Genomic DNA, 18243 nt, shown 5'->3' with positions numbered 1-18243 from the left:
CGCAGCCTCCTTTTATGCTTTGTTCATTTGTTTCAGCTCAACCGATTGCCCGCCGTCGAAGAAGAAGACATGGCATTCATCCACTTTGCGGCCGAGCACTGATTCGATCGCTTCCGCGTATAGCTCCAGTTGAAACCGATGTCTCTCTGCCGCTTCAGCCCACTGCTGCTTGTTGATCCGGTCGGTCTTATAATCGAGCAAGACGACGCCCTGCTCATCCTCAAACAAGCAATCGATAACGCCCTGAATTAAGATCGGTTCCTGCATCAGCGCCTCTCCGGAATCCGGATATACGCGACTCGCGGGGAACATGCAGCTGAACGGGACTTCCCTTCGGACCCATTCCGAGCTGAGCAGACGCTGGCCAAGCCCGCTTTTGAAGAAAGCGGCTACGGCTGGCAGATCAATCGCTTCCGACTGCTTAGCCGTCAACAAGCGGCGTTCGATCATGCTATCGAGCGTATGCTTCAGCATCGCTTCATCAGCAGGCTCAGTGAGGGATACATGCTGCATCAGCAAATGATTGACGGAGCCTTTCTCCGCTGCTGTAAGCGACTTCTCCTCCATGAAGGCAGGACGGCGAAGGCGCATAGTGTAGTTAGCCGCTAGTGCGGCGATAGGGTCCTCTTGGTCCGCAAACTCCTTATTCATCGGCTCCTCCAAAGGAACCGCATCCTCCATGACCTCCGCATGCAGCCTCTTCATCTCTGTTACCGAAGTTTTGGCTGCCAGCCTTGCTGCCGCATGATGCGGATATTGCCATTCCAACCGGGACCTGAGCTGTTCATCCTCCTCAATTTGCTCGAGAAGCGACAAGGAGGTTATCGCTTGCAGTCTTTCTTCTTTAGCCAAATCCTGCTGATCCGGCTCCTCGGCTGCAGCAGCAGCTTCTATGCCGAATAAGGATGCCGAAACGATGCCAGCATGCCACTGCGGAGCGTTCTCGTCTGCATTTTGCTTATCCGCGATTTGCCTTGCGGCGAGCGGCCCAAGCCAGTCGATAAAGGATCTGGCGGATGCTACGCGGAAATCCGGCATTCTGCCGTTCGCATCGACAGAAGCCAGCCAGCGTCTCAGCTTTGCTTCCGCATCCGCTACCGTCGCGACAAGATACATTTTTTCCTTTGGCCTTGTCAAAGCAACGTAAAGAATCCGCATTTCCTCGGCGAGCATCTCCCTTCGCATCACCCTCCGAATAGCCAAATAAGGAAGCGTTGGATAACTGATTCGGAGAGCCGGATCTACAAAGCGCGGCCCGAAGCCAAGCTCCTTATGCTTCAAGAAGGCGCTCCGAACGTCCTGCTGATTGAACAGCTTACCGAGGCCTGCTACGAATACGACCGGAAATTCTAGCCCCTTGCTCTTATGAATGGACATGATGCGCACGACATCCTCTTGTTCGCCGAGCGCTCTCGCCGTCCCTAGATCGCCGCCGCTATCGCGCATCCGCTCGATAAAGCGCAGGAACCTGAACAGTCCGCGAAACGATGTCGCCTCATATTGCCGCGCACGGTCATGCAGCGCGCGCAAGTTCGCTTGTCTTTGCGTCCCGCCTGGCAAACCGCCTACAAAATCGTAATAGCCCGTTTCGCGATAGATCTCCCAAAGCAAATTCGCAAGCGAGCCTTGCCTTGCCTCCTCGCGCCAACGATCCAAGCTTTCCAAAAATAAAGAAAGCTTTCTGCGGGTATCCTCCCCCAGGAGCAAATCGCCTGCCGCTAACTGTACCGCATCGTAATAAGTCGATTTTGCCGATTGAATGCGAATACGCGCCAGCTCTTCCCCGTTCAGTGCGAATAATGGCGAGCGCAGGGCAGATGCGAGCGGGATATCCTGATACGGATTGTCGATGACACGAAGGAGCGACAGCATAGACTCTACTTCAACCGCGTCGAAGTACCCGCTGCTCAGCTCTGCGTATGCCGGAATGCCGCTCCCTTGCAGCTCCTCGATAATGATTGGCGCCCACTGCTGCGTCGCGCGCAGCAAAATGACGACATCCCGCCACTGCATAGGCCGGTTTTCGCGCCGCTTCCCATCATAAACCTGAAAGCCGCTGTCGATTAAAGCTTTCAGCTGCTGGGCAATCCAGCGAGCCTCGAGCTGCGCAGCTTTAAGCTCTGATGGCGATTCAGCTTGCGCCGCAGCATCTCCATGCTCGCGATCATCCGCAGGCTCGGAGGAGTCCACATCCGCATTTTCTGCGCCATCTTCCTCTACGTCGTCCATATCGCCTTTATTCAGCACGGCGAACTCGACTTGACAGCGGTCCGCCGGCACAGGTGTGGGATAAGACGCTCCGCATACGAGCTCCGCGCGCTCGTCATAGTCCATCTCTGCCACATTCTCGCGCATAATGGCACGGAACACGGCATTTACCCCATCGACAACCTCCGATCGGCTGCGGAAGTTTCGCGCCAAATCTATGCGCAGAGCATGAGGCGTATCCGAATCAGGCAGCTTGCCAGCATCCTTGCGCGAGAGGTAGGATTTATACTTTTGCAGGAAAAGCTTAGGCTCCGCAAGGCGGAAGCCGTAAATGCTCTGCTTGACATCGCCTACCATAAACCGGTTACCTGCACCTGGCCGCTCGATTAACGATACGATGGCCTCCTGCACCATATTGGTATCCTGATATTCGTCCAGCAAGATCTCATCGAATTGCTGCTGGAATTCAATCGCTGCAATAGAAGGAGACATGCGATCCGGCGTCGATGCAGGATCACGCAATATACGCAGGCAATAATGCTCCAAATCGCCAAAATCAAGCAGCCCTTTCGCACGCTTCGCCGCTTCGTAGCCTTGTCCAAATTCAATGACAAGCTCGGCTAGTGCGCGCATCAGCGGCGCCAGCTCTTGAAGCTCCTCCAGAAATTGCTCGGCATCTCGGCCGAACAATTCCTCGGCAAGCGATGTGGTCAGCTTCTTCGCTTGATCGCGAAGCTCCTTCGCCTGCTCTTGCAGCGACTTATCATATTCATCGCCGCGCATCATCTTCAGCTTTCCGAATTGAATCGCTTGAAAAGATTGTATCCAGTTCTCCCAAGGCTGCGAATGAATGATATCCGCAAGGCCGCCAACCACTTGCAAATCCTCATCAAAGGTTGCTGCATAAGGCGCAGGCCCGGCAGGCTGACGCGTCAATTCAAGCGCTTGATGGAGAAGCGAGCCCGCTCCTTCCAAAGCGAGCTGAATATCCCTCTTCAGGCTGGCTACCCATTCGCTGCTCTGAAGAGCTGATACGTCAGCAACGTCAAAAGCTCCAGCTGTTTGTCGCAGCCAATGTTCCGGCCAAGGATGGCTTTGCGCAAAATCGTACAATTGCTGAACGAGCCGGTATAACGGTTCATCGCCGCGTTCGCCGCCGTAGCGGTCAGCTAAACGGAGAAACGCGCCGTCATCGCCAGCACCCTCGTACTTTTGTTCAAACAACTGATCGAGCACATCAAGCCGCATGAGCTCGCTCTCCGTCTCGTTCGCAATTCGAAAGCCGGGATCGAGTCCGATTAAAGGATAGTAGCGTCGAATGACATCCAGGCAAAAGGAGTGCAGCGTCGTAATGGATGCACGGTTCATCAGTGCCAGCTGGCGGCGCAAATGCTCGGAATCAGGCTCCCGTTCTAGCTCCAGCTCAAGGGCAAGCCGAATCCGGTCCTTCATCTCTGCTGCCGCGGCCTTGGTAAAGGTCGCTACGAGCAGGCGGTCGACGTCGGTATTCGCCGATATTTTCCGAATAATCCGTTCAACCAGCACCGCTGTTTTCCCGGAGCCAGCTGCCGCAGCGACGAGAATGTTGGAGCCGCTCGTGACGATGGCATCCCACTGATCATCGGTCCATGTGCTATTTTCCGGCTTCGGGGTATCCTTTGCAGTGTGCATACTCATCACTCCTTCTCCAGCTGCTGCCAAATCTCTTCCTTAGATGGCTTGCCCAGTTTTCTATATTCATTTCCATCGAACTGCGCATCAAACTGGCAGACCGCTTTGTAGTCACAATATTGACATGGCGTTTTTGTACCCATGCGATAAGGCTCAATGGATACCTCTCCCGCTTGAATCGAGCTGCCGATCCGGCTGATCGTGCTTCTGACGGAATGCCTAAGCACATCCCACTGCTCATTCGTAACGACCGACGAGCTGCTGTAGAAGCTTCCGTCGCGCTTCAGCGCAACCGGGAGCAGCTCTGAATACCCAGTCTCTAATTCATCATCCATCAGCCTGACGGTTTCCGAATCCGCCGTAACGAGCCCGCGCATTTTGAAACGCTTCAGAAGCTGACCGCTGACCTCGGCTGGCGTGATGCTGTTCGTCAGCGCCAGCAACGGATTATGAACGTGAAAATAGAGAACGCCAGCCGGAGAAGCGGGCTGCCCCAGCCATGCGGATGCATGCGTGACGAGAACATCGAGATAGGTCAGCATTTGCAGGGAAAGCCCAAATGCAACCTCCTCGAGCCGCAGCTGCGTTGAGCTTGATTTGTAATCGAGCACGCGCAGCAGGAGCCCCTCCTCCGTCTCAGCCGCATCAACCCGGTCGATCCTCCCGATAATTTCCATAACCCCGCCGTCCTCAAGCGGAATGTGCAGGGAAGGCAGCGTGCCGTCCGGACCAAAATCAACCTCTGTTCCGACAGGGTGAAATTGCGCTCTGCGCGCGTGCTCGCCCAGCATGAGCGCGGCTTGTCCAACAATTTCCTTCAGCTTGCGGGCGATATATTGGAAGCGGCTGCTGCTGAGCAAAATTTGCGATTGAAGCTTTGGAGCCAGCTCATCGACCGTTTGCGAGGCGACTGCTTTCAGTTCAGACTCAGGCATCTTGCCCCAACGCTCTCCTAGACCCGTTGCCATGCGGCTGAGAGCGGCGTGGAACAGCTGCCCGACATCAGGCGCTTCCAGCCGGTAAAGCTTTCTCTCGCGCAGCTTTAAGCCATGTATCGCAAAATGCTGAAATGGACAAGATACAAATCGTTCCATCCGCGATACACTGACCTGCAGCCGAGCTCCGTATAGCTGCCTTGCCGTATCCTTCGAAAGAAGCTGCTCCTGATTCTCATAAGTCAAAGAGCCGGTTAGAAGCTGCAGCTTATGCTGCCATTCCGGTCGAACCGCAAACCAATTGTACATATCCCACCAAAAAGGGGGGATTGAAGCGCCTTGCTGCCATTTCCGAATAGCCGCAATTAAATAAGAAAGCGTTCGTTGAGGCTGCGACACGAACATTCTCTGCTCCGAGACCGGCAAGCTTGGGGACGGCTCTGCCGGGGCGCTTTGAACAGGAATGCCGGGAAAGAGCTGTCGAACATGCCTTACAATCTCTGAGGGAAGCAGGCTTTTGCCTTCCTCATCGGCTTGGGCCCAGCTTAACCATAAATGCCTGCTTGGCGTCGTCAAGGCGTTATAAATCATAAACCGCTCATCGAGCAAGCGGCGGCGAACGCCCGGCGCCATAGCCATCCCATCCTCGGCAAGCTTTTCCCGCTCAGGCTCGGTTAAAATGCCGTCTTCCTTCACCCTCATCGGCATAATACCGTCATTGGCGCCAAGCACATAACAGACCTGAACGTGTCCGGATCTCGTCCGGTCCATGCTTCCGATCAGCACTTGATCAAGCGCAGGCGGCACTGCCGCAAGCTTCAAACTGTCTAGCCCTGCCTCGACCATGCCTGCGAAGAGCTCCGGGGACACCGTTTGCTTGCCAGCCAGCTCAACTAACTGATCAAGCAGCTGCATTACGCTGTCCCACAGCTGCCTATGGCTTCTGGCTCGCTGCGTTTTTCCAGCCTGTGTGTCTTGCAGGCTCCAGCGCTCCAGACGATCTGCCGCATCCGATTGATCGAGCAGGCGATAGAGCGCCTCGCACATTTCTTGTACGTTTTCCGCTTTCTTCAGCGCATCGCCAAAGCGGCGGAGCGGCGGAACGACAGCTTCTCGTGCAGCTAGTACGATATCGAATTCCCGCTGCGCCTTGTCGCTGATTTTTGTATCCATTTCCTCATCATCATCAAGCGAAATAGGAACTAATGGATGCCAGCGCTTCTTATCAAGCCATTTCCAGCCGTCGATCCCTGCCGCTAAAGCAAAGTTTTCCAGCATATCGAACCATTCCCGCAGCAGGCTGCCATCCATCGGAAACAGCATCTCCGTCTTCACGCAGCGGAACACCGCGTCGTAACGCCAACCGAAAAGCACCGTTTCGAGCGCGGACCTTATAAATTCAACAAGCGGATGATGGAGAGCCTTCTCCTTCTGATCGACAAAGAAAGGTATGCCGTAATCGGCAAATACGAGTCCGATATAGTCGGTATAATCTTCGCTATTTCTAACCATAACCGCGATATCTCGCCAGCGGAGCTCGTCCTTCTGCGCTCTGCGAACGATATCGCGCGCGACTGCCTCAACCTCGGCGCGCCGATTCGCGGCGGCATGCAGCGACACCCCGCACCGCCTATCTTCATGATTCATCGTAGCCTTATCCGCAATCAGCATCGGTACCCGCTCGCTGTAATGCTTCTCAAGATGTGCAAGCATCGGGCTGTGCTTAAAGCGGATTGGCGGATCTTCTGCCAGCATCGTTGGCGCCAGCACTTCTACATCGTACTTGGCTGCCAGCTCCATCAGCTTATTGTAAGTTTCTGCCGTCGGATGAAAAAGCTCTAGCTCATGCGGCAGCTCTCCTGCTTCGTAGGCTCGGTTAAGCGTCAGCGTTACCGTAACCTGCGCAGAAGAGGCGATTAACGCCCCTAATGCCTCGTATTCGGTCGGCGTAAAGCCAAAAAAGCCATCCACCCATATTTGAGCGCCTTGCATGGAGGCAGCATCCGCGAACCCATTTTGCAAATAACGCAAATAATCCTCGGCGTCGATGTACATGCCCGCGAGTTCCTGCTCCATCTGGCTATAAATGAGCTGCAAATCATGAAGCTTGCGCTTTAATAACGTGGATTGGTCAGCACCTCCATCTGCCGCCGCTCGCCTTTCCTGAAGCAGCTCCGAATCGATGCCATACCGTTTCCACTCCGTCAACAGCTCCGCGAGCCTGTCAATGAATCCAGGCTGCTCTGCCCCGCTTTGAAACAGCTCTAGCTGGGTGCCCAGCCGGTGAACGATCTTATAGAGAAGCATATGCTTGCCTGTATCGCCGATAGGAACAAGCGCCGTTCCGCCTGTTTCCTGCATGACCCGAAAAGCCAGACGCCGAAAGCTAAGCGCCTGAGCCCTAATCGTGCCATTTAAATCGCCGCTTTGAAGCAGCGCATATTCCGTTTGAAAGGTAGCCTGCTCCGGCACGAGCATGACGAGCGGCGGCCCGTCCGGTTGAACGCGCAGCTGCTCCCTTATTTCATTCAAGCAGTAGGATGTTTTACCGGTTCCCGAGCGCCCGATGACAAAGCGAAGCGACATGTGCAACTCTCCCGTCTATTCGTAAATTGTCGTTTATTTGCTTCTTACTTCAAAGATCGCGAATTTTAAATAATGGCCTTCATTAACGCCAAGCAGCTCTGGATGATCTTTGCCCGCCGCGCGCCATTCGACTAAACGGAGCATCTTGCCTGCATCCACAGCCGCTTCTTGTATCGTCTCCAAAAATAATTCAGGCTTCATATGGTACGAGCAGCTAGCCGTAACAAGATATCCGCCTTCATTAACTAGCTTTAGCCCTTGCAGGTTAATATCCTTATAGCCTCGGCATGCACCAGCCACAGCGCTCTTCGTCTTGGCGAATGCGGGCGGATCAAGAATGACGACATCCCATGTCCGTCCTGCGGCGACTTCCAGCTTCTTCGACGTATCCACGCCGCCAAGGCCGCGCTGCTTCCGCTCGTCGATTCCTTTTACCTGTGCGCGTAAATATTCAAAAGCATCCGCAACCACAAATTCGACGCGGTCTGAAAAACCATTGCGCTCGACGTTGCGCTTCGCGGTTTCGATGGCATGCTCGGAGACATCAAGGCAAGTTACCTTCTTAGCTCCGTATTTGCAGGCATGCAGCGTGAAGCTTCCGGTATGGGCGAAGCATTCTAGCACCGATGCGCCATCCCAATACGGGAAGGTAACGATCTTGCCGTTTGCATTAACCGGTACAAGGTTGGCTGAATCTGCAGCCTTATTTGCTGTATTCTCGCCCGACCCTGCCGATCCTGACTCCGCATCTGCGCGATCTATTAGTCGAATGCCGCTGCGTTCACCCCAGCCGTTCATAAGCGGCGCGATAGCTGCGCGATTCTCCCGTTGATCGAAGAAATAGCCCGTCTTTTGGCCTTCCACTATATCAACCTCTAGCTTCAAACCGTTCTCCTCGATTTCTATGATTGAAGGACAGTCGCCATATAGCACGCCCGTACGCTCCTCCAACCCTTCAAGCGCACGAACGCTGACATCGCTGCGCTCATAGATGCCTTGCGGCTGGAACACTTCGACAAGCGCTTCAATTAACGCTTCTCTTCTCGCATCCATGCCCAGTGTCAATAGCTGCAGCACCAGCACATTGTCGAACCGGTCTACGACAAGACCTGGCAGGAAGTCCGCTTCACCATAAACCATGCGGCAATCGGCATCTTTCACGAAACGGCGACGGTGCTTCTGACACTTACGAAGCCGATCACGGAAAAAAGCAGCGTCCATCGCTTCAATCGGCTGATAGGAAACGACTCTCACCGTAATCTGCGATTTGGGATTCCAATAACCCGTTGCCAAATACCGTCCTTGATGGGTAACGATATCAACCAAATCACCCGGCTGCGCCTCGCCTTCCAGCCGATCGATCTCGGTAGCATAGACCCAAGGATGACCTTGCTCCAGCCTTTTCTTTCTCGCTTTTAGAAGAACTATTTTTGGATTACTCACGTTTGTCTCTTCCCCTCATTGAGCTTGCTTGTCATGCTTGTCTGCTTGGCGGCATATGTATACTTACGAAACGAACTTCTCACTAACAAATAAGGAGACCGTCTAATGGTTCATACGATTCTTATTCCAATGCTGCTCGGTTTCGCCGTTTTCATGTGCGGCATGAAGCTGATGGAGCTGGCGCTCCACCGATTGGCGGGTCCCTATTTGACCCGCTTCCTTGCTCGTTCAACAGCAACGCCGATCCATGGGCTCGCAATCGGCACAGTTTCGACTGCTTTTTTGCAGAGCAGTACGGCTGTAACGGTTATTGCGATCGGCATGGTCAATGCCGGCTTGCTTACTTTCCCGCGGACGCTCGGCATCATACTCGGCACGAATATCGGAACCTGTATAACGACAGAGCTGATCGGCTTAAATTTAAATAAACTCGCCATGCCTTTGCTAATCGCAGCGGTAGGAATGTGGCTGATTACAGCGTTGGTTGGCGAAATCCGGCTGTTCCCTGCCATACGCGGAGCGCGCTGGCTGGATACGCTTCGGTCATCCTCGGTCGTGCTTTGCGGCTTCGCCTTGCTCCTGACTGGCATCACCATGATGCAGGGCGTAGGCCCTGCCGTACAGGAGAGCTCCATGTTCGGCTGGTTTCTAGCTAAAGCAGACGATAGCTTATGGTGGGGACTAGCAGCTGGTGCTATTCTTACCGCCGTTGTTCACAGCAGTGCTGCTGTAATTGGCATCATCATGGGCTTTGTCTCTATCGGCGCTATGCCAATCGAGCTCGGAATCGCCGTCGTGCTTGGCGCAAATATCGGCACCTGCGCAACCGCTCTGCTTGCATCCATCGGAGGCACGAAGGCCGGACAGTACGTGGCATGGTCTCATGTCGTTCTGAACGCAGGAGGCGCATTGCTGTTTATGCCATTTCTAGGCGAGCTTTCTCTATTGTCTGAATGGGTATCCTCGTCTGCAGCGGGACAAATTGCCCATACGCAAACGATATTCAACATTCTCAGCTCCTTGCTTGCACTGCCCTTCTGCTACCTCGGCAAATTTCGCAGGCTAGACCCGGTCACTTAGGCTTACGTTTATTCTGTAGGCAGTCCTAGCAATTGGAACGCTCCGGCTACGATGCGATGATTGTTGTCATATCCCGATTGCTTCTGGCGCTTCCACGCTTCTTGAGGATCAAACCAATCGACGCCGCGGATTTCTTCAACCTGCGCCTGCAGCGAGCCGCCAACAGCCTCAACTAAGTAGTAATGAACCTCTTTATCTACCGTTCCTAAGGCTTCATGCTCATATTTATATTTGATTTGGTCTATCGGAGCAATGATAACTCCTTCAAGGCCGGTTTCTTCTACAATTTCCCGCAACGCGGTTTGTTCTACGGTTTCGCCAGCCTCCATCTTCCCTTTTGGCAGCGATACTTTTCCATAACGATCTTGAATGAGCTGAATTTGCAGCTTGCCTTCCTCGGTGCGGCGGTAAACGACACCGCCTGCTGAAATTTCCTTCATGTCCGATTCCCCCTTGCAGCGTTTAATGATTGGTATATGCAGCAAAGGATTCCTCCATCTTTTCCATAAAAGGAATCGATAAGCAAAGGAATCCCCGCATTCGTTAAGCTTATGCTATGCTCTTATTGCTTCTGGACGCTCCAGCACGAAGCTGTGCAGCTCCATTTCGTTCGACTCAGCAGTCTGGTCATCCATTACGCGAACGAATTTAGCACGACACTCATTAACGCCTGCTTCCGTAATTTTGACGCGGCATAATTTGCCGATCAAAGCTTCCGAGCCGTCAAATACTACTTGGATGTAGTTGTCCGTGTAACCCATAACGAGACCCGTTCCCGGTGCGCCCTTGTAATCGCGCTCTGGAATGACGTCAAGCACCTCGCCTACATATTGCTTCGCGTATGCGAGCTGCATCTTCTCGGACAAGTCAATCAGCTTATGGACGCGTTCGTTCTTGATCTCTTCATCCACTTGCTCCTCCATCCGCGCTGCAGGCGTGCCTGTACGCTTGGAGTATGGAAAGACGTGCATTTCCGCGAATTTCAGCTCTTCCATAAAGCGGAAGCCGCTCTCGAACATTTCTTCCGTTTCACCCGGAAAACCAACGATGACGTCCGTTGTAATCGCAACGCCAGGCATCGCCTCATGCAGACGTTTGATCTTGGCAGCAAACTCTGCTGTCGTATATTTACGGCGCATCCGCTTAAGTACCGAATCCTCGCCGGCTTGCAGAGGAATATGAAGGTGACGGCACATTTTGCTGGAACGGTTCAGCACGTCGATCATCGCATCGTCAATTTGACTCGCTTCGATAGAGCTGATCCGAATGCGCTCTAGGCCCTCAATCTTGTCCAAATCCCACAGCAAGCTTGTTAGATTATAATTTTCCATATCGTCGCCGTAACCGCCGGTATGAATGCCGGTAAGGACGATTTCCTTATAGCCCGAAGCGACGAGCTGCTTGGCCTGCTCCAATACGCTTTCCGCGGAACGGCTGCGGGAAAGCCCGCGTGACCAAGGGATAATGCAGAACGTGCAGAAGTTGTTGCAGCCCTCTTGGATTTTTAGGAAAGCACGCGTACGCTCGGAGAAGTCAGGAACGTCAAGCTCCTCGAAATCACGTGTTTTCATAATGTTTCTTACGGCATTTACCGGCATGCGGTCGCCTTGGATTTGATTAATGAAGGTCATGATCTTCTCGCGGTCTTGTGTGCCGATAACGAGATCGACCCCTTCAATCGCCATAATCTCTGCAGGAGAGGTTTGAGCGTAACAGCCCGTCACCGCAATGACTGCATCGGGATTGCGACGTACAGCCCGCCTAATGATCTGGCGGCTTTTTTTGTCTCCCGTATTGGTTACCGTACATGTGTTGATTAAATAAACATCTGCAGTCGATTCGAAATCGACCTGCTCGTAGCCTTCGTTTTTGAATAACTGCCAAATCGCTTCTGTGTCATAGAAGTTTACTTTGCAGCCTAGCGTATAAAATGCGACTGTTGGCATAGTAGTTACGCTCCTCCCATTTCTCCGGATTCATATAATAAGCAGGTTAACCCTACAATACCCGCTGTTTCCGTTCTTAATATTCTTCGGCCTAATCCGACCATAACGGCGCCAGCCGCTTCTGCTTCATTTGCTTCTCGATCCGTGAAGCCGCCCTCTGATCCTACGATGAGCAGCACGCTTGGCTCGCTTGCCGAATCCGAACGCTCGATCCACTCGCGAACTGCTGAGCGGATGCCTCTGCCATGGGCGGCATGCCCTTCGCGCTCAAAGCAAAACAGAACCAAATCATAAGAGCCAAACGACTGGATAAGCTCTCTCCAGCTATGTACCGGCTCAATGCTTGGGATGCGGTTGCGATGCGCCTGCTCGGCTGCTTCCTTCGCTATTTTGGTCCAGCGTTCGATTCGCTTCGCTTCTTTCTTGCCATCGTACTGAACGATCATTCGCTCAGATTGAAACGGCATGAACGCATAAGCGCCAATCTCAGTCCCCTTTTGTATAACCAGCTCCATCTTATCGCCCTTCGGCAAGCTTTGCGCAATGGTGATCGCCCAGCTTGGCTCGGTGTCCGCGCTAAGCATCTCCAAGATTTCAGCCCTAATTAGCATTGGAGTAGCTTCCCGAACAGCGACAAGCGCTGTTCGGGATTGTCCGTCGCTAACGATAAACTTATCGCCTGGCTTCGTGCGCATGACCCGGACCGCATGATGCGCGTCCTCGCCAATGATGCGGATATCGGAGTTGCCAAACTGCTCCGCCGCTACAAAATATCGTTGCATGTTTGCTGCCTACCACCCTTAAACAAATTCCATCCTTCATAATAGCATGTTTAACTTCATGAAATCTATCAGAAACCGTTGCCAGTCATGCTTGACCGGAAAGCATATCAAAACACTTCTTGCATTTAGAAAAAAATCTGGTACACCAAAGCGAAGGTATTGTTCATTAGATCTGCGCCTAAGCCTAATATCGGATCAAGCGTTACTCTGCGAAGCGGTGGGATAAAGACGATCAACAAGAAGATGAACATCCCCCATTGCACATTCTGATCCATTTTGTACCGAAGCTTAAGCGGCATTAAATCAGCGATAATCCGGTAGCCGTCAAGCGGCGGCAGCGGAATTAAATTAAAGATAAACAATAAAAAATTATACCAAATGAAATAATCAAAAAACCGGTCTACCGCCGCGCTGACGCCAACGGAAGCTCCATCCAGAGCGCCGGTGGCGATAAGCGCAACATATATAATAATGCCAAGCGTACCGATAATCAAATTGCTGAGCGGGCCGACAAGCGTCACGATAATGCTCATAATCCTTGGACTGCTGAACTTGCTTGGATTAACCGGAACTGGCTTCGCCCATCCAAAGCCAGCAAATAAAATCAAGAGTGTTCCAAGAACATCTAGATGCACGCGCGGGTTCAGCGTTACTCTTCCCGCATTATAAGCGGTGTCGTCGCCGAATTTATAAGCGCTATAGGCATGAGCGAACTCATGCACCGTAAACGCAATAATTAAAGCTAATACGATAAACGGCAAATCCTCAAGCGGAAATCGAAAAAAGCTTTGTAAGTCCATTAACTCACCTGCGGCTTTCTCGCGACGAATGCGATCCATTCCTCATCGCGGCGCTTCTCGACAATTTCAAAGCCAGAACGGATTAACCCTTCTTCCACATCGGTTTCTTTGTTTTTGTAAACGCCCGATGCGATATATATGCCGTTAGGCTTGAGCGCAGCGTACACATCATCAACAAAGAGAAGAATGATTTCCGCCAAAATATTCGCTACAACAAGATCGACCGGAACGGTTACGGCAGTCGCTTCATGACCCGCATCTGCTCCTTTAATTACACCTAGCAAGTCGCTTAGGCGCACTTCAACTTGCTGCGATAGATCGTTGAGCCTTACATTCTCTGTTGCGCTGGTTACGGCAATCGGGTCAAGGTCAAGCGCTAGCACGCTCTTCGCCCCAAGTCTGCAAGCGCCGATTGCGAGTATGCCTGAGCCCGTACCGACGTCGATGATTTCTTCTCCGCCTTGAATGACTGACTCAAGTGTCTGCAAGCATAGCGCCGTCGTTGGATGAGTGCCCGTTCCGAATGCCATACCTGGGTCAAGCTCAATAATACGTTCATCAGGTCCCGCCTCATACACTTCCCAAGTCGGTTTAATAGTAAGCTTATCCGAAACACGGAGCGGCTTAAAGTATTGCTTCCACGCCGTTGCCCAATCCTCTTCATCTACGACACGCGCCGAATATTCAACGCTTCCGGGATCAATATCAAATTCGCGAAGCTCCTCGACGCGAGGCTTAATCGCAGCTATTAGCTCATCCGTATTTGTGTCTTCGCCAAAATAGCCCTTAATGACAGCTTGGCCTTCCGGAATATCGTTAAGCGGAAGCTCATACCATTGTCCAAGCGACGTATCCCGCTGCTTGCTCAGTGTACCCGATTCTTCAATGGATACGCCGCCTGCTCCCATTTCATGCAAAAAGTTCGATATCATCTCCTGCGCCTCTTCGGTTGTCGAGATCGTAATTTCATGCCATTTCATATGTATTATCCTCCAATGCCAATCGTAAACGGCTATCGCCGACCTCCAGTCGGCTAGACAAACGTTTCGCTATAAAAACCTAACATCTATTGTACACCAGAGTAGTACCTTTGCACAAAAAAATGACGCAAACGACCTATTGCTGCATTTATGCTAAATTCGGCCTGCAACGCAAAAGAGACTGCAGGCTCCTATGCCTGCAGTCTCTTTCGATTAAAAACTCGTCGTATCCACATTACCGCCTATTTGCTGGATTAGATGCAGTGCCCGTTCAGCGACAGCTTCATCTACGGTCGCTGTCAGCAAGCCGCTATCGAACAATCCGTTCACTTCAATCACACGAAGCGCTTGAAGCTTACGAGAAGCTTCGAGTGCAGCACCTTCGTCTTCGAAGGTTGCCTGGATTTCAATCTGACTCATTATTCCTGCTCGTTGCGAGCGTCAGCTGCAGCTGCACGTTGAGCTGCATTGCGATCTGCTTCGTCTGCAAGCTCCTCGGAAAATTCAACGTCCTCGTTTTTCCCTACAGGCAGGATGCCAAAGTTTTGTTTCTCCAGGTTGTTTTGATTGTTTTCATTGTTTTCATTGTTTTGATTGTTTTGATTAGTCATGGTTTAATTCCCTCCGGTTGTTTGTTGATGTATGGTTTTCCTACCCGAATAGAATATGTTTGTCCGCCAAAATCTATACAGCGATAAAAAGAAAAAAAGACGTGCCGGGTTATTCACCGCGGAACGCCTTTTTCATTTTGTCGAATATAGATTCATGATGCTCATGTTCATTAGTTGCAGAATCGCCGCTTAGCCCGCCAAATTGACGAAGAAGCTCCTTCTGATCGTCCGTTAAGCTGGTAGGCGTAACGATTGTAACCTTCACATGCTGGTCGCCTTGACCGTAACCGCGCAGCTTAGGTACACCCTTGCCTTTAAGCCTGAAGTAAGTACCCGTTTGCGTGCCTGCCGGTACTTTCAGCTTCACCTTCTCGGTTAGCGTAGGAATCTCGATCTCATCGCCTAGCGCCGCCTGAACGAACGTTAGCGGAACCTCGCAATAGATATCGTCATTCTCGCGCTCGAAAAACTCATGAGGCTTCACGCGAATGACAATATACAAATCGCCTGCCGGACCGCCGCGAAGACCGCCTTCGCCCTCACCCGTCATTCGGATTTGTGCGCCGTCATCTACGCCGGCTGGAATGCGGATATTGATTTTGCGTTGGCGCTTAACTTTGCCCGCGCCATGACAAGTCGAACATTTGTCTTTAATTACGCGGCCTGTGCCGCTGCAATTCGTACAAGCCCGGCGGTTGACCATACGGCCAAACGGCGTATTTTGTACAACCTCCTGCTGTCCGCTGCCCTTACATACCGAACAGGTTTCCGGTTTAGTTCCCGGCTTCGCACCGTCGCCGTGACAAGTGTCACAGGTCTCCGTACGCGGTATCGTAATTTCCGTTTCTTTGCCGAATACCGCTTCCTTGAACTCGACTGTCATCGTATATTGCAGATCGTTGCCGCGCTGTGGCGCGTTCGGATCGCGGCGACCGCCGCCGCCTCCAAAGAACATATCGAAAATATCGCCGAAGCCGCCGCCAAAATCAGCACCGCCTCCGCCGCCCATGCCTTGATTCGGATCAACATGGCCGAACCGGTCATACGTGGAGCGTTTGCCATCATCGCTTAGTACGTCATAAGCTTCCTTAACTTCCTTGAACTTCGTCTCTGCATCCGCAGCCTTGTTCACATCGGGATGATATTGACGTGCTAGCTGACGGTAAGATTTTTTAATTTCATCTGCTGATGCGTCCTTGCCGACACCAAGCACCTCGTAATAATCGCGTTTGCTTGCCACCTGTTCTCACCTCCGCTATCTATCATATGATTCCATGTGCATATGCGCACGAAAGGAGGTCAAAGCCAGGTAGCGCCTGTCTTTGACCTCTCGCTCGCTACACTTTATTTATTATCGTCAACAACTTCGTAGTCGGCATCTACTACATTGTCTTTTCCTTTAGCTGCGCCAGCGCCCGCATCCGGGCCTGCACCTTCAGCTTGTTGCGCCGCTTGCTCGTAAAGCTTAACGGAAAGCTGCTGAACGATTTCTGTCAGCTCAGCCGCCGCTGCGTTGATTTGCTCAAGATCGTCAGTCGCAAGCGCTGCTGTAACTTTCTCTTTCGCAACGTTCGCTTTTTCGATTTCAGCAGGGTCAACTTTATCGCCAAGATCTTTAATCGTTTTATCAACGGAGTAGATCAGTTGGTCAGCGCTGTTTTTTGCTTCTACAAGATCACGGCGTTTGCGATCTTCTTCAGCGTTAAGCTCAGCGTCCTTCATCATTTGGTTGATTTCATCCTCGCTCAAGCCGCTTGAAGATGTAATCGTAATTTTTTGGCTTTTGCCTGTACCTTTGTCAAGCGCGGATACGTTAACGATACCGTTCGCATCGATATCGAAAGTAACTTCGATTTGCGGTACGCCGCGTGGAGCAAGAGGAATATCGTTCAATGTGAAACGACCAAGCGTTTTGTTGCCGGCAGCCATCGAGCGTTCACCTTGCAGGACGTGAATCTCAACACCTGGCTGATTGTCCGCATAAGTCGAGTACACTTGGGATTTGCTTGTAGGAATCGTTGTGTTGCGGTCGATCATTTTTGTAAACACGCCGCCTGCAGTCTCGATACCAAGCGACAATGGCGTAACGTCAAGCAATACTACGTCTTTCACGTCGCCAGTAAGAACGCCCGCTTGTACGGCAGCGCCAAGAGCAACGACCTCATCCGGGTTAACGCCTTTGTGCGGATCTTTGCCGATCAATTTTTTAACCGCTTCTTGTACCGCAGGAATACGTGTAGATCCGCCTACAAGTACAACTTTATCGATATCGCTGGAAGACATGCCAGCATCGCTAAGCGCTTGACGAGTAGGTCCAAGCGTACGCTCAACTAGCCCTGCAGCTAGCTCTTCAAATTTCGCGCGAGTAAGGCTAAGCTCCAAATGCTGAGGAACGCCGTCAACCATTGTAATAAACGGAAGCGAAATGGCAGATGTTAATGTGCCGGACAGCTCTTTTTTCGCTTTCTCAGCAGCATCCTTCAAACGTTGAACCGCTGCTTTATCTTTGGAGAGATCGATTCCTTGATCTTTCTTGAATTCAGCAACGAGGTGATCGATGATCACTTGGTCAAAGTCATCGCCGCCCAGCTTGTTGTCGCCGCTTGTCGCTTTAACTTCAAAGAAGCCGTCGCCAAGCTCAAGGATGGATACGTCAAACGTACCGCCGCCAAGGTCGTAAACAAGAATGGTTTGGTCTTCTGTTTTCTCAAGGCCGTATGCAAGTGCAGCAGCCGTCGGCTCATTCACGATACGAAGCACTTCAAGACCAGCGATTTTACCAGCATCTTTTGTCGCTTGGCGCTGGCTGTCATTGAAGTAAGCTGGAACCGTAATAACCGCTTGAGTTACCGTTTGACCTAAGTATGCTTCCGCATCAGCTTTCAATTTTTGCAAAATGATTGCTGAAATTTCTTGAGGCGTATAATCTTTATCGTCGATTTTTTCTTTGTGATTCGTACCGATGTGGCGTTTGATCGAGCTGATCGTACGATCCGGATTCGTGATCGCTTGACGTTTTGCCGTTTCACCGACAACGCGCTCGCCGTCTTTCTTAAAACCTACAACCGATGGGGTTGTACGGTTACCTTCCGGGTTAGGAATAACGACAGCTTCGCCGCCTTCCATTACTGCTACGCAAGAGTTTGTTGTACCAAGGTCAATACCAATTACTTTACTCATAGCTATAGTTCCTCCTACATT

The 18243-nt window shown here is 51.9% G+C and carries 13 protein-coding genes; 1 reads left to right on the top strand and 12 read right to left on the bottom strand.

Going from position 1 to position 18243, the window contains the following annotated elements:
- Positions 1-12: 12 nt before the first annotated feature.
- Genes addA through HI950_RS01080 form a run of 3 tightly spaced genes read right to left on the bottom strand, consistent with a single transcriptional unit; the run spans position 13 to position 8843 of the window.
- Entirely contained in the window at positions 13-3879 is a 3867-nt protein-coding gene (addA, locus tag HI950_RS01090) for a helicase-exonuclease AddAB subunit AddA (RefSeq protein ID WP_169081974.1), read from the bottom strand.
- 5 nt (positions 3880-3884) lie between these two features.
- Positions 3885-7400, bottom strand: coding sequence for a helicase-exonuclease AddAB subunit AddB (addB, locus tag HI950_RS01085; protein WP_169081975.1), 3516 nt, complete (start codon positions 7398-7400; stop codon positions 3885-3887).
- A gap of 33 nt (positions 7401-7433) precedes the next feature.
- Positions 7434-8843 (bottom strand): class I SAM-dependent rRNA methyltransferase, encoded by a 1410-nt coding sequence (locus HI950_RS01080; RefSeq protein WP_169081976.1) that lies wholly within the window; start codon positions 8841-8843, stop codon positions 7434-7436.
- A 105-nt stretch (positions 8844-8948) separates the two neighbouring features.
- Here HI950_RS01080 and HI950_RS01075 point away from each other — a divergent pair, with 105 nt between their 5' ends.
- Positions 8949-9923, top strand: a complete 975-nt coding sequence (locus tag HI950_RS01075) for a Na/Pi cotransporter family protein (protein WP_169081977.1) — start codon at positions 8949-8951, stop codon at positions 9921-9923.
- 8 nt (positions 9924-9931) lie between these two features.
- On the opposite strand, the gene HI950_RS01070 is transcribed toward HI950_RS01075, so the two are convergent.
- The 9 genes from HI950_RS01070 to dnaK form a co-directional block, all read right to left on the bottom strand.
- Positions 9932-10363, bottom strand: coding sequence for an NUDIX hydrolase (locus tag HI950_RS01070; RefSeq protein WP_169081978.1), 432 nt, complete (start codon positions 10361-10363; stop codon positions 9932-9934).
- Positions 10364-10477: 114 nt separating this feature from the next.
- Entirely contained in the window at positions 10478-11869 is a 1392-nt protein-coding gene (mtaB, locus tag HI950_RS01065; RefSeq protein WP_169081979.1) for a tRNA (N(6)-L-threonylcarbamoyladenosine(37)-C(2))-methylthiotransferase MtaB, read from the bottom strand.
- 5 nt (positions 11870-11874) lie between these two features.
- Positions 11875-12651: an RsmE family RNA methyltransferase gene (locus HI950_RS01060; protein WP_169081980.1), complete on the bottom strand. Its 777-nt coding sequence runs from the start codon at positions 12649-12651 to the stop codon at positions 11875-11877.
- 125 nt (positions 12652-12776) lie between these two features.
- Positions 12777-13451 carry a site-2 protease family protein gene (locus HI950_RS01055; protein ID WP_169081981.1) on the bottom strand — a complete coding sequence of 225 codons (675 nt, stop codon included), beginning with the start codon at positions 13449-13451 and terminating at the stop codon, positions 12777-12779.
- On the bottom strand, positions 13451-14431 hold the full coding sequence (prmA, locus tag HI950_RS01050; protein ID WP_169081982.1) for a 50S ribosomal protein L11 methyltransferase: 981 nt from the start codon (positions 14429-14431) through the stop codon (positions 13451-13453). The genes HI950_RS01055 and prmA overlap by 1 nt, the downstream gene beginning before the upstream one ends.
- A 213-nt stretch (positions 14432-14644) precedes the next feature.
- The gene (locus HI950_RS01045) at positions 14645-14851 is read right to left on the bottom strand and encodes a hypothetical protein (RefSeq protein WP_169081983.1); all 207 of its coding nucleotides are present in this window, start codon (positions 14849-14851) and stop codon (positions 14645-14647) included.
- Positions 14851-15042 carry a YfhD family protein gene (locus HI950_RS01040; RefSeq protein ID WP_169081984.1) on the bottom strand — a complete coding sequence of 64 codons (192 nt, stop codon included), beginning with the start codon at positions 15040-15042 and terminating at the stop codon, positions 14851-14853. Before HI950_RS01040 ends, HI950_RS01045 begins: the two co-directional genes overlap by 1 nt.
- A 109-nt stretch (positions 15043-15151) precedes the next feature.
- Positions 15152-16282, bottom strand: coding sequence for a molecular chaperone DnaJ (gene dnaJ / locus HI950_RS01035; RefSeq protein ID WP_169081985.1), 1131 nt, complete (start codon positions 16280-16282; stop codon positions 15152-15154).
- A 104-nt stretch (positions 16283-16386) separates the two neighbouring features.
- On the bottom strand, positions 16387-18222 hold the full coding sequence (dnaK, locus tag HI950_RS01030; protein WP_169081986.1) for a molecular chaperone DnaK: 1836 nt from the start codon (positions 18220-18222) through the stop codon (positions 16387-16389).
- Positions 18223-18243 lie beyond the last annotated feature (21 nt).

The organism is Paenibacillus sp. PL91 (genome assembly GCF_012935325.2).
Classification (GTDB): domain Bacteria; phylum Bacillota; class Bacilli; order Paenibacillales; family Paenibacillaceae; genus Pristimantibacillus.
Note: the sequence above shows the minus strand (reverse complement) of the source record. Positions and strands in the feature narration are given on the sequence as shown.